General features: G+C 58.5%; 9 protein-coding genes. 5 read left to right on the top strand and 4 right to left on the bottom strand.

From position 1 onward, the window contains the following. Positions 1 to 207: 207 nt before the first annotated feature. The 3 genes from menD (at position 208) to HMPREF0574_RS04205 (ending at position 7,410) form a co-directional block, all read left to right on the top strand. Positions 208 to 1,980, top strand: a complete 1,773-nt coding sequence (gene menD, locus HMPREF0574_RS04215) for a 2-succinyl-5-enolpyruvyl-6-hydroxy-3-cyclohexene-1-carboxylic-acid synthase (RefSeq protein WP_004007458.1) — start codon at positions 208 to 210, stop codon at positions 1,978 to 1,980. A 251-nt stretch (positions 1,981 to 2,231) separates the two neighbouring features. Beyond that, entirely contained in the window at positions 2,232 to 4,175 is a 1,944-nt protein-coding gene (locus HMPREF0574_RS04210; protein ID WP_004007456.1) for a trypsin-like peptidase domain-containing protein, read from the top strand. 172 nt (positions 4,176 to 4,347) lie between these two features. Continuing rightward, on the top strand, positions 4,348 to 7,410 hold the full coding sequence (locus HMPREF0574_RS04205; protein ID WP_004007455.1) for a glycoside hydrolase family 2 TIM barrel-domain containing protein: 3,063 nt from the start codon (positions 4,348 to 4,350) through the stop codon (positions 7,408 to 7,410). Positions 7,411 to 7,604: 194 nt separating this feature from the next. Here the strand turns inward: HMPREF0574_RS04205 and HMPREF0574_RS04200 are convergent, their stop codons facing one another. From HMPREF0574_RS04200 to relB, 3 genes are all read right to left on the bottom strand, one after another. Next, entirely contained in the window at positions 7,605 to 8,297 is a 693-nt protein-coding gene (locus HMPREF0574_RS04200) for a class I SAM-dependent methyltransferase (protein ID WP_004007454.1), read from the bottom strand. 373 nt (positions 8,298 to 8,670) lie between these two features. Further along, the gene (locus HMPREF0574_RS04195) at positions 8,671 to 8,955 is read right to left on the bottom strand and encodes a type II toxin-antitoxin system RelE family toxin (protein ID WP_004007453.1); all 285 of its coding nucleotides are present in this window, start codon (positions 8,953 to 8,955) and stop codon (positions 8,671 to 8,673) included. Positions 8,956 to 8,964: 9 nt separating this feature from the next. Continuing rightward, complete coding sequence (gene relB / locus HMPREF0574_RS04190; protein WP_004007452.1) at positions 8,965 to 9,192, bottom strand: type II toxin-antitoxin system RelB family antitoxin; 228 nt, start codon at positions 9,190 to 9,192, stop codon at positions 8,965 to 8,967. 198 nt (positions 9,193 to 9,390) lie between these two features. On the opposite strand from relB, the gene HMPREF0574_RS04185 reads away from it, so the two are divergent. Next, positions 9,391 to 10,677 (top strand): ATP-binding protein, encoded by a 1,287-nt coding sequence (locus HMPREF0574_RS04185; protein ID WP_004007451.1) that lies wholly within the window; start codon positions 9,391 to 9,393, stop codon positions 10,675 to 10,677. A gap of 463 nt (positions 10,678 to 11,140) precedes the next feature. Here HMPREF0574_RS04185 and HMPREF0574_RS04180 read toward each other — a convergent pair whose 3' ends face one another. Continuing rightward, complete coding sequence (locus HMPREF0574_RS04180) at positions 11,141 to 12,445, bottom strand: isochorismate synthase (RefSeq protein WP_004007449.1); 1,305 nt, start codon at positions 12,443 to 12,445, stop codon at positions 11,141 to 11,143. Between the two features lie 572 nt (positions 12,446 to 13,017). Between HMPREF0574_RS04180 and ndhC the strand changes: the two genes are divergently transcribed. Then, the gene (gene ndhC / locus HMPREF0574_RS04175; protein ID WP_004007447.1) at positions 13,018 to 13,377 is read left to right on the top strand and encodes an NADH-quinone oxidoreductase subunit A; all 360 of its coding nucleotides are present in this window, start codon (positions 13,018 to 13,020) and stop codon (positions 13,375 to 13,377) included. The last annotated feature ends 28 nt before the right edge of the window (positions 13,378 to 13,405 follow it).

Genomic DNA, 13,405 nt, shown 5'->3' with positions numbered 1-13,405 from the left:
TCAGCATTGAACTGAATCGAAACTGTCTGACGGTGTTCTGTCCATAAACCTCCCTTCGGTACGTGCGATAGTACTTGAAAGGTAGCATTGACCCCGGAGACGAAAATCTGGCAGTTTCCGAAACAGCTTTCGTTTCCTGGCATTTCAACGGTTTCACCAGATTCTGGGAGACGCAAAAAAGGATGCAAAGCAGCGAAAGGGCGAGTTGTGGACGACACCAGGCAGCGACACGGTCAAGACGCATCATCCCAGCAATACGCTGAGGAGCTGGCGCGTTTATTGGTGCAGCAGGGATTCACGCATTGGTTTTACTGTCCCGGCTCTCGTGATGCCCCCTTGGGATATGCCTTGAACCACTTGGCAGCCAGCCACCGCCTGGACCTGCACGTGCGTATTGACGAGCGGGACGCGGCATTTATGGCGCTAGGGGCGGCACGAGCGGGTCACCCGGCAGTTCTGGTGATGACGTCCGGCACCGCGGTGGGCAACGCCCTCCCCGCTGTGATGGAAGCAGCCCATGCGGGGGTGCCGTTGCTGATCCTCAGCGCGGATCGTCCCGCCGCACTACGCGGCACTGGTGCGAATCAAACCACCTGGCAGCCGGGAATTTTCGGGGAATTCGTGCGTTTCGCTGCCGATATACAACCCGGCATTACCTCCGCTGTATTGTCAGAGGTAGTCTCTGAGGTCGCGGCAGCCTGTCGGGGTGAAGCTCCTCCTCCCCATCCTGCCACCAACGAAAAACAATTCCCAGCCACCGGTCCAGCACACCTCAATGCTAGCTTTATCGAACCTCTGGCGCCCCCCGAAGCTATCGAAGCGTTCGCCGCAACCAGCGCTAGCGTCAGCGCCAACGCCCGCGAGGAACCTTTTGACCCCGACCAGTCACCCCGCGGCACCCTGCTGATCGCCGGGGACCTCAGCGACGCCACCTACGCGGACTTGCGTGAGGTAGTGAAAAACGCGGGGATTCCCGTCCTTGCCGAGCCGCAAACCGCCTGGCGCTGCCATCCTCACGCGATGCGAGGATACGCCAAAGCTGCCGGAACCACATTGTCGGCAGTGGTCGAACACAACCTGGAACGAGTCATCGTCGCGGGTCGTCCCACCCTGACCCGGCCGATTACGCGACTCATTTCTCGCCGGGACATTCCCGTGGAAACCGTGGGTGCACCGGGAACAACGGTGAACCTGGCGGGCAACATCGCGCGGCACTGGACAGACGCTGCCACCCTGGCTTGTGAACTGGAGAAAGTGGCGAAACCGTCGTCAGTCGCGACTCCCCGCCATCCCACCGCCGAGACCCCGGAAAACTGGCTGGAAATGTGGCGTGCCGCGGGGGAAAACGCCGTCGCGGCGCTGACCCGTGACTGGGGTTTTCACCGCGCCGCACAAACGATTTGGGACAGCACCATGACTGTGTCCGAGCCGCTGGATTTGTACCTGGGAGCCTCCCTGACCATCCGAGTTTTTGACACGGTGGCGCGCAATTTCGCCCGAAACCTGATTCCAGCCCCCGAGCAGGCAGACGTCCAGTCGGTAAATCACCAGGACGGTGCGTTCGGGGGGCATCGTGTCTTTACCAACCGGGGCCTGGCGGGGATTGATGGCACCATTGCTGCGGCGTGGGGAGCCGCGCTGGCACGGCGGCAACCGATGCGGCTGGTCTTGGGGGACGTTTCGTTCTTTCATGACCTGGGGGCGCTGTGCCACGGTCGGGTAGAAACCGTGCCAAACTTGCAGGTCATTGTGATAAACAACGGGGGCGGACGGATTTTTGGCAGCCTGGAACACGGCGCAGCTCCGGCGGATACTTTCACGCGGATGTTCCTCACCCCCCAGGTCGGAGACATTTGCGAGCTGGCTCGGGCAGCGGGCTGGCAAGCCGTGCAGATAGGCAGCCCGGCAGAGCTGGTGGCGGCTCTGTGCCAACCGGTCAGGGGTTTGAGCCTGATGGAGGTCATCCTCCCGTCCACCTGACTTTGAAGATTCCGGCAGCTGCGGCAACATATCCCGCAGCGTCCGAATCAAAGTTGGGACCCTTTACGCTGACGTCGGTTCCGGTGCTGGTGTTGACGCGATACCTGTGCTGTGCCAGTGCCGGCAGAAAGTAAGCGCAAACCCGGCAAATCCTACCTGGGAACGAGCTTTGGTCACTGCCAGCCGCCTGCATCCCAGGTAATTTTGAAGTCGCCGGGTTAAAACCGAAGAGAACTTATGAGGAGTAAACAGTGAGCGATACGAATAATCCCTGGGCTTCCCCCGAGGAGGCGTCCGCGCCGGAACGCCGGGAAAACACCGGGTCCACCCCGGAACATCAAGAAACGCAGATTCCCATGAATCCCCAGAACTCTAATGAGGTCGCGGCGCCGGCCAGCCCGCAGACCCCCGAGACACAAACTCCGAGCCTGAGCGGTCGGATTATCTCGGTCACCCCTGCTGGACAAGCCAGCGCGGTTGCGCCGACCTCTGGCGAAGCGGTCAGCGCGGGGTTCGCCAGTCCGTCCGGTGACGGTTTCACAAGTCCTGGTGGTGACGGGTTCACCAGTCCATCCGGGAGCGTCCCGGCTGAACAGCCCGTTGGTAACTTCACCAGTGTGCCCGACGCTGCCTCGACCAAACCGACCGACCCCACTTCTGCCAATGCTGCCAACACGACCAATCCGGCATCGCCGAACCCTTCGACACAGTACGGCGCCAACGCATTTTGGGGTACCACTCCGGGATTTTCTGACCCCCTCGCGAACCCTGCCAGCCCGTCACCTGCCGCGACCAGTCCGAACCAGGGGCAGCCAAACGGGATGAACCCCGGTCAGCCGGGCAATCCCGGAGGCAACCCGTTTGCGACATCCGACCCCTTTGCTGGCGGCCGCGGGGCGACAAACCCGCTGCAAAACAGCTTGACTTGGGCAGCAACCCCAGGGGGCAAAGCGGAAAAAAGCCGTCCTGGTTGGGGAGCCTTGATTGGCGTGGCAGTGGCGGCTTCGCTGCTGAGCACCGGTGGTTTGTACGCCGTCGAACAGAGCGGTTTGCTCGGGCATGACGGGGAAACGACCAGTTCCACCCTGTTTAATCCAGAGGATAAAGACGTCGCCACCCCCGAGCCGGTAGCGAACTCCAACTCGCAGAACCCGAACTGGGAGGCAGTCGCCAAAGCGGTCCGTCCCGCCGTGGTGGCAATCTCGGTGGAAACGAACAGCGAATCCGACCAGGGCTCCGGCTCGATTATCGACTCGAAAGGTCACATCCTGACCAACAATCACGTGGTGGCGGGGGCTGCGGACGGCAACGGAGTCATTACCGTGGAACTGTCCGACGGGCGCTTGTACAAAGCCAAAATTGTGGGTCGTGACGTGCTGACCGACCTGGCAGTGATAAAAATCGAGAACCCTCCGAAAGACTTGACCGTAGCGCCGTTGGGCAACTCTGACGACTTGAAAGTCGGGGAGTCAGTCGCGGCTATCGGTAACCCTCTGGGGCTGTCGTCCACAGTGACCACGGGCATTGTCTCGGCACTGAACCGTCCGGTGCGAGTGCAGGCGGTGCAGGGGGGCGGTTCCGATGATGAGGATGAACGTGACCCCTTCGGTCTGCGCCGTTATTTCGGTGGTGGCGGGATGCTGCAGCCTTCCCAGCCTGAAAAAAGCACCGCTCCCACCGAAGTCACCACGAACGCGATTCAGGTGGATGCGGCGGTGAATCCGGGTAACTCCGGCGGTCCCTTGTTTGATTCACGAGGGCGGATAGTGGGCGTGACTTCGTCTATCGCGAGTCTTTCGGGTTCTGGCGGCTCGACCGGAGAGGGGCAGGCAGGGTCTATCGGGTTGGGGTTTGCCATCCCGATTAATCAGGCTTCGATGATTGCTACCCAGCTGATTGATCACGGCGAAGCGGTACACGCAGCGCTCGGCGTAGTTGTGGGTCAAGAGGTCGCCACCGTAGACAAAGTGTCCCGCTTGGGGGCGCGGGTGCAAGAAATAAACTCCGGTTCGGCAGCTGATAAAGCCGGTCTGAAACAGGGGGACATCATCACCATGATTGACGGCAAGCCCGTGAAAGGCTCGTTGTCCCTGGTCGGTTTCGTGCGGCAGTATGCCGTGGGTGACACGGTGGAACTGACCGTGGTGCGCGGTGGGACAGAAAAGAAGATTCCCGTGACGCTCCAGGCGCAATAGTCGCGAGCGTGAGTTTAGCTGGCTGGTCGCTACCTACGGGTGGCGGCCAGCCTGGCATTTATGTGCACCGCCGCCCCCGGCAAAACTGTGTTATCGTTACCAGTGCCGGTGAGAACGATGACACCAGCGTCGGTGGATACGATTCCCGTGGCACCTCCCCGAGGAGACTTTTATGCAGTTACCAAATCACCACCAGAACCTCAACGTTTTACACGAAAATACCGTGGCGCCGCGGGCTTACTACATTCCGGTTTCCCCCGAGGTCGCGCACGCCTCGGCGCAAATCCCGAATTTCAACCTGGACCGTGAGCGTTCAGACCGTTTCCAGCTGCTCAACGGTGTGTGGAAGTTCGGATTCTATCCCTGCGTAGAGGACGTGCCGGAGGATTTTTTCACTCCCGGAGCTGCGGGGCTTCCCGACACGATTCCCACCCCCGGCGCGTGGCAGTACCACGGTTACGACTCCCACCAGTACACGAACATCAACTACCCGTTCCCTTTTGACCCCCCTTATGTGCCCCATGCCAACCCCGCCGGCGCTTACCGTCATGAGTTTCACTACCAGCCAGATCCGCAAGCCCCCGATGCCACCCTCGTTTTCGAGGGCGTTGACTCGTGTTTCTACCTGTGGCTGAACGGGCGTTACGTGGGGTATTCACAAGTCTCCCACACGGTTTCCGCTTTTGAGGTCACCGAGTTTCTGCGGGAGGGGACGAATACGCTGGCGGTACTGGTCTGTAAATGGTCGGATGGCAGCTACCTGGAAGACCAGGACAAGTTCCGCTGTTCGGGCATTATCCGCGATGTCTACCTGCTGAAACGTCCCGCGGCACACCTCAAGGATTACTTCCTCACCACCGAGATACAGCCCAACGGTGCCGGCGTGAAACTGCGCGCGAATTTCCGCGGGGGACCCTGCCCGGTCACGGTAACGCTCACCGACGGACCCAACATTGTGGGGCAAACCGAGCTACACCCCTTGTGCGATGGGGACGAAACCTACACCCATGCCACCGAGTTCCACCTCGAACACCCGAAACTGTGGAATCCTGGCGCACCCCGCCTCTATACCATGGTGATGGAATCTGCGCACGAAGTCATCACGGAACGGGTCGGCATCCGTACCGTGACCATCACTGACGCCGTGCTGAAAATGAACGGCAACCCCATCAAAATCAAAGGCGTAAACCGTCACGAAAGTGAAGCGCAAACCGGACCGGTCGTCTCGCTAGCCCAGATGAAACGGGATTTAGAGCTGATGCGCCAGCACAATATCAACGCGGTGCGCACCTCCCACTACCCGAACTGCCCCCAGTTCTATCATCTGTGCGATGAGCTGGGTTTTTACGTGATGAGCGAAGCGGATAATGAAAGCCATGGCACCCGAAACCGCGTCCTGACCGACGAATCGGAAGAAAACGTGGTGGAGCTGTGGAATAAACCCATCGCGGACAACCCGGAGTGGATTCCTGCCATCCTGGACCGGGTCCAGCGCTGTGTTCACAGCGAAAAGAATCGTCCGTGCGTGTTCTCCTGGTCGGCAGGCAACGAATGTGCTTACGGGGTAACTGTCGAAACCGCGCTGCAATGGATCAAAGACTTTGACCCCACCCGGGTGACGCACTACGAAAGCGCCTACTATCGGTCCCACGACCGCACTTATGATTACCACAATATCGACCTGTACTCCCGAATGTACCCCCCGCTTTCCGACATCACAGACTACCTGGATAACCTCGGCGACAAGCCATTCCTGCTGGTGGAGTACTGTCACGCGATGGGCAACGGTCCGGGGGATTTAGAGGATTACTGGGCCCTGGTGCAGGCAGACGCGCGCATGTGCGGCGGGTTCATCTGGGAATGGTGCGACCACGCGGTGCCAGACGCCGACGGTCGTCTGCTCTACGGTGGAGACTCGGGGGAATCCCCCCACGACGGGAACTTTTGCGTCGACGGGCTGGTCAGCCCCGACCGCACCCCGCATATCGGGCTGTGGGAGGTTAAAAATGTGTACCGTCCCTTGCGGTTTAGCTATGACCAAAAGGCTGGGTTGCTGCGGGCGACAAATATGGCTGATCACCTCAACACCGCCGATTTTGCCACCCTGAAATGGGTGAGGGTGCGAGACGGCGCGGAGGACAGCGGCGCTATCGATCTGCCCCCGCTGGCGCCCCACCAGAGTGTAGAAATTCCGCTTTCCATAGACGTTCCTGCCGGCGGGAGGTGTTTCCTGAGGGTGGAAACGTACCTGTCCCGTCCGTTCGCCTGCCTGGAGGCGGGGCATTTATTGGGGTTCGACGAGTTTGCTCTGGATAACGCCGACCCGCGCTGTCTGCCTGCCCGTCAGCTCAGCCAGGAACTCCGGACCATTCCGGCACCTCACGCTCCCCATATCGAAACCAGTCCCAAGGAAATCACGATTGAGCTGGGCGCATACACCTACGTGTTTTCCCGGTTCACCGGAATGCTCACCGATTGGCGTGGCCGCGCGGGGGCGCTCCTGACCCGACCGATGGAACTCAACATTTGGCGTGCCCCGACCGACAACGACGCGTATATCCGGACGCGGTGGGAGCGGGCACACTATGACCGTTGCACCCCCTATGCCTATTCAGTCGAGGTGGTGTCCGGCACCAGTATGGTGGTGAAATCGCAGGTAGCGCTGGTGGCGCCGTCGATTCAGCCCATTTTAAAAGCAGACCTGGAATGGGTATTAGGCGACGATGGAGCCTTGCGGATGAACGCCAGCGTCACCCGTGATACGCAGTTTCCGGAACTACCGCGCTTGGGATGGCGAATCTTCCTGGACCAAGACTTTACCCAAGCGGACTGGTCAGGGCTGGGACCGCACGAAAACTACCTCGACAAACGTCGTTCTGCCTGGCACGGGCGTTTCTGCAGCCCCGTTCGGGACCTGTTCCAGCACTATTTGCGCCCACAAGAAAACGGGTCGCGCTGCTCCTGTGACTACCTCAAGTTGAGCGGCGAGAACGCCAGTTTAGAGGTGGTGAGCGGGGCGGAATTCAGTTTCAACGCGTCGCACTTTACGCAAGAAGAACTGGGGGCGAAAGCTCACGATTATGAACTGGTCGAGGTCCCGGAAACCGTGCTGTGTCTGGATCATCGCATGGCGGGAATCGGTTCCCAAAGCTGCGGACCGAAGTTGCAGGAATGCTACCAAGTCGCCGCACCGCACTACGAATTTTCTTTCACTCTCAAGTGTTCCAGCAATTAGGCGAGGTGCCGCAGGGGTGACCAGAAATATCCCCAGTGGTACGACCAGGTGGGGCTGAGCGCCGGCGTCATCGGGACTTCGGAGAGATGCGGCTATCACCACGCATTGTCAGTAAAAGCCGGGTGTGCGACGAAAAAACGCCACCAGGAACTTTTACGTTTTACCGATTCTAGGAGATGCCCCCGGACCGGCGGTTACTTCAGTTTGTAGCCTCGATGCAGGGCGACGATACCGCCGGTGAGATTCTTGAGCTGCAGGCGCTCGAAACCTGCCGCGCGCAGGTGGGCGGCGAACTGGTACTGAGAGGGCCAAGCCAAGATAGATTCCGCCAGGTAGTCATACGCCACCGCGTCGGTCGAGAACAACCGAGCAATCGGCGGCATAACCCGGTGCAAAAAGAACCGATAAACGGCTCTAAACGGGGCAAAAGTCGGTCGGGAAAATTCGCACACCACCACGTGCCCGCCGGGGCGCACCACCCGGTAAAACTCGCGCAAAGCCCGGTCCAGATCCGAGACGTTGCGCAGCCCAAAACTGATGGTGACGCAATCAAAAGTATTGTCGGGAAAGTCCAGGTTCATCGCGTCACCCTGCTGAAAGTCAATCTCCGGGTGACGTCGACGCCCCTCGGCAATCATGCCTTCGGAAAAATCAACTGCCACGACTTTGGCTCCGGCGCGCACGAACTCAATCGAGCTGGCGCCAGTCCCAGCGGCCACATCCAGAACTTTCAGAAATGGTCGCGTCACCACCGCGCGCTTCACGTGGGCGCGCCATATTTTTTCCTGCCCCAGGGAGGCGAGGAAATTCATCAAATCGTAACGTCGAGCCACGGCATTGAACATGGATTGGACGTCGTGAGGATTCTTGTCTAGGTTCGCGCGCATAGGTTCTATCCTACCGCCAGGCCCGTGGCGGGGTTTACGTCATGCCCTGCACGAATGACCGATTACGTTTCGCTTTGGAGCCTCTTTATTCAGCTAGAATCGGGTCTACCAGCGGTTTTGCACAAGCAAGGTGGGGCAATATCGTGGATTTTGGTTTGAAATCGGTCGTTCGTGTAAGTCCCCATAAGATCCCGCGCATGAAGCCCAAAACCGGTTTTAGGTCCTGAAAATCGCCAATATTGGCGATTTTACGTACTTATTTTCGCCAAAAAGCCATCCTGACAACGCTCTGTGCCGGGGTTGTGGTTTTAGTTTTGTCGGGTTGGAAGGTCGTGTGTAGTGCTCGTGTTTGCTGGTGGGATAAATCAGTGGCTTAAATCTTGGGTAAGGGGCGATAAACACCTTGTCTGTGCCCGGCGCGGACAATGTTAATCACCAGTTCCTGATCTTTAATCTGTCCTATCACTCGGTAGGAACCGATTCTCCAGCGCCAGCCGTTTTTGGTTCCCTGCAGCTGTTTACCTTGGGGGATGCCTCTGGGGTTCTCGCACCCGTCCAGGTGGTCGCGGACCCACGTCACGAGGAGGATGCGTTGCTTTTTAGGGATACTTTTTAGGTCTTTGCGAGCGGCATTGGTCCAGCGGACTTGATAAGTCATTTGCTTGGGTCACTCGTCTTCCATGACTTCGCGCATAATCTCATCCGTGGTGTAACGGGTGCCGTCGTCTTCTTTCAGGGCTTGCATATAGTCTTGCGTGTCGAGGGCATCTTCCAGTTTTTCTAACGCTGCCCGACGGATAAATTGTGAAAAACTGATTCCTAAGAAGTCGGCATATGCTTGTATCCACTCACGTTCCTGCTGGTCAAAACGTATCGCGGTGGTAGTTTTCGCCATTGTAATCTCCCCCTCGCATTGCGCTGTAATACGTTAAGTGTAGCACTTAAATGTCGATGGTGAGTTGAATAGTTCACTGTTGGTGAGGGGGTTTGGTGTTAATGGCGCAGAGTCCTGTGTCTGGTCTGGCGCACACGCGTGCTTTGAGCGATTTTGCTACATGTAACAAAATCGCTCAAAGTGAAGTAGACTAACAGTATGGAAATCCGCCGGGACGTTTATCTCAACCAGCTCATTGATCGGATGCAAAACGGGATGATTAAAGTCATTACCGGGGTTCGACGCTGCGGAAAAACTTACCTGCTGTTTAGGCTGTTTGCCGATTATCTGCGTCGGGAACTGGGTGTGGACGATGAACACATTATTGAAATCGCGCTGGATACGGAAGACGCGACAGCTTACCGCGACCCCGGCGCGCTCAACGATTACCTGAAATCCAGACTCCTTGAAAAAACCTCGCAATACTACGTGCTCATTGACGAAGTCCAGTATGCGATTACAGACCAAGAGCTGAAAGGAACGTCGGTCCCGCGCCTTTACGGGGTCTTGAATGGGTTGCTCCGTTCCCACAACGTGGATGTTTACGTGACAGGCAGTAACTCGAAGATGCTTTCCACTGATGTGCTGACCGAGTTTCGGGGACGCGGGGACGAGGTTCGGGTGCGGCCACTGTCTTTTGCAGAGTACATGAGTGGATTCGAGGGGGACCGGTATGGCGGTTGGGCGGAGTATGTGCTCTATGGGGGAATGCCGCTGGTGCTGTCGATGCGCAGTGACCAGCAAAAGTCGCGCTACCTGGAGCGCTTGTTTGCGGAAACTTATTTAAAGGACATTATTGCCCGGAACGGAATTGAGAAAACGCAAGAGTTAGAGGACTTGGTGAATGTGCTGGCGTCCTCGGTTGGTTCGCTGGTGAACCCGTCGCGGATAGAGGCGACATTCAAGAGTGTCCTCAAGTCAAAACTCAGCGCGAACACCATCGCGTCCTATATCGCGTATCTAAAGGAGTCTTTCCTGGTTGAGGCGGCGTCTCGCTATGACGTGAAAGGTCGGAAATATATCGGGAGTCCGCAAAAATACTATTTCGAGGACGTGGGCCTGCGTAACGCCAGGTTGAACTTTCGCCAAGTCGAGGAAAACCACCTGATGGAGAACATTATTTATAACGAGCTGCGCCTGCGGGGTTTCTCGGTCGATGTCGGTTGCGTGGAAAAACAGGCTCGTCAAGATGGCAAAGTCATTCGGAAAAACCTCGAGGTAGATTTCGTGGCAAATCTTGGTTCGCGGCGCTGCTACCTGCAATCTGCCTGGCGTATCCCGGACTCGGAAAAGGAACGCCAAGAGAAAGCTCCGCTTGTGGAGGTCCCGGACAGTTTCAAAAAAATCTTGCTGGTGCGCGATACGGTGAAACCCACATATGACCAGCACGGAATCCTCACCATGAGCGTCCTGGATTTCTTGCTGAATCCCAACAGTCTCGATTAGTTTCCGGGGTTAGTCCCGTCGGGTTAGGGGGTTCCGGTGTGGGCGCTTCGTCGCGGGGGGTGCTCGCGAGAGGCGTAAGGGGGAGTGCCCCCTCGCGTTTTGCGCGACTATTGTCGCAAAATGCTCACCCCCCAGCCTCTCGCTGAGTCGCCCCCCCTGCTTCGGTCGCGCCCGCTGTTCCGGTCCGGGTTACTTTTGCGGATAAAAGGTGGAAATAGGGCTGTAGCTGCCAATAATGGCAGCTACAGCCCAAATCCCACTGTTTATTCCCGCAGGGGAATCTAGCGGGCGTGCACGAATGACCGTTTTCGGTTCGGTTTGGCGCGACTCAATCACTTCAGAAACGGGTCTACCAGCGGTTTTGCAAATGCGCAAGGGCGCTGTGGTGCAGATTTAGGTCTGAAATCGGTCGTTCATGCAAATCCCCCTGCCGGGGCTGCAATTTTGGGGCGCGCCCCGCGGGTCAATCAGCCGACAAGTTCAGACAATCCCGGATTGGCGCCAGTTTCGCCCCGGTTTCCTGCCATTCGGTTTCCGGGTCAGAATCTGCCATGATGCCCGCCCCGACCCAGGCCTCCACGCCGAGCGCATCGAGCTGGGCGCACCGCAGCGCCAAAGCCAACTGACCCCCGCCCTGGGCATCGACCCAGCCCACCGGTCCGGCGTAACGCCCGCGATTCGCTTCAAACCGAGAGATGAACGTCCGCGCAAACTCCCGCGGCAGCCCGCACACCGCCGCCGTGGGGTGAAACTGTGCGACCAGGTGTAACAGCGTCTTGCCCGCCGGCACCCGCAGGTGCAAATCCGTAGCCAAATGGGTCAGATTCGGCAGCTGTAACAGGTACGGCCCGCTCGCCTCTAAATCGGGGTCGACGCGACGCAAAGGCTCGGCCACCGAACGCAGCGCCACCTGGTGTTCCGCCAGGTTCTTCGCTGAGTGAGCCAAATCCACGTCCTCGCCGGGCGTCGCCGTGCCTGCCAAAACCCGCGAATGTGCCCGTCCCGCTGCAGCCTCCAGCAGCATCTCTGGCGTGGCTCCGACCAGCCCCCCGACGTTGAAAATCCAGCAAGTCGGGTAGCGTTCGCGCAGGCGGGAGGCCAAAGCCCCACCGGCTGCCCGTGCCCGTTCCGCGCCAGCCTCCCCGGCGAACTCGAAGCGAGCCGGGCGAGCCATCACGATTTTCTCCGCTTTGCCCTCGCGGATAGCGCGCACGGCGGCGGCAACGTTTTCCTGGTAAGACGTTTTTCCCACTACGGCGGAAGGTTGCGTTTGCAGGGCATCTTGGCGCTGGCGGTGGGGAAAGTTTTTAATCCAAGCCAGGGCGGCCCGATACAATCGGTCCGCTCTAGGCTCATCAACACTCTCGGCTTGATAAGCCACGGTAATCCACGCCCCTTGGGCGTCGCTGCCCACCAGGAATGACGGCAGGACAAAAACCGGGGTCGCCGCGCTGTTAAAACCAAAGGACGCGAAAGCCACCGGGCCGGTGCCGCGTCGCTGCACCGCATCAAACACCTGGGCGTGGCGTCCTACCAGGTACCACGCTGCGCCTGCCCGATCCAGGTCTGAGCCGTCCTCCCAATGCCAGGCTGGCGCAAAGTCCTGGCCGGGAATATCCCCTAAACCCGGCGCTGCCAACGTGAGGGGGGCGCCTTGTGCAGGGGGAGACGCAAAGAAAAATCCGTCCGTGGGGAGTGCCGCGGGGTCCATAGGGAACAGCTCCGGGGACAAATCGCGGTCAAGGGCGCGAGTGTGGACGAATAGCACCCATCCATCCTAGGTTCCCCCGCTCAGCGCCCAAAACCGGCGGAGGGGCACGCGGGTAGACTCCCGACGCAGTCCTACGCCCGAGAGTGCAGAACCGCACGCCTGTCGCAACACCGGAATTTGAGGCGAGGTTTGCCGAGCGCTCCCGAGGTCCGGGGTTCAATCTGGCGTTCAACCCGAGCGTGTCTCTGTGTCGCCGCATCGTGATATTACCGAGCCGGTGAAGCCACGCTACAGAGCGACTGGACCCCCGGCGGCTGTCGCCTGGCATCTTTCCTGTCTGGAAGGGACCCGAGCTATTTTGCCTCCCCGTTTTTTGGTGCCCCTGGCTCCTTCCCCTCTGAGAGGGACCCAGGTCCCAATATGAAAACTCTTTTTTTCCTAAATCGAATCCACGTTAAATGCTGCAGGGGGCGCAAAACCAGGACAAACCCGGAGATAATCACGCCTTGCAGACAAAGCTTCCCGGAGTAAAGGGAAAAACTGTAGGGTGGAACTGGCAACTCGCTTGGGAAAAATCTGCTGGCTAGAGTGCCGGCAAGCAGCTCAGGCGGTTTAAAGATGGAGAAGCTATGAATGTTTACGTAGCGCTGCTGATTATGCTGTTAGTGGCCGGGGTGGTGGCATTAGTAGGAGTTTTGGCGGGTTACCTGTTCGGTCCCACGAAGCCAAACCGCGTTAAGAATGCCAACTATGAATGTGGCTGTGACCCCACTCCGAATCGTGGAAGCCAGGCGCGTTTCCCGGTTAAGTATTACCTGACCGCCATGATGTTTATCGTTTTCGACATCGAGGTGGTGTTTCTCTACCCCTGGGCGATTTCCTTTTTCCAGCAAGGAAAGTTTGGCTTGTTCGTGATGATGACTTTCGTGGAACTGCTGGCAGTGCCTTTCATCTATGTGTGGGCCCGTCGCGGCTTTGACTGGAATTAAACCGTTCCAAGTATTTTGGAGGAAACCA

Origin of the sequence: Mobiluncus curtisii subsp. curtisii ATCC 35241 (assembly GCF_000146285.1) — a bacterium.
In the GTDB taxonomy this organism is placed as follows: Bacteria; Actinomycetota; Actinomycetes; order Actinomycetales; family Actinomycetaceae; genus Mobiluncus; species Mobiluncus curtisii.
Note: the sequence above shows the minus strand (reverse complement) of the source record. Positions and strands in the feature narration are given on the sequence as shown.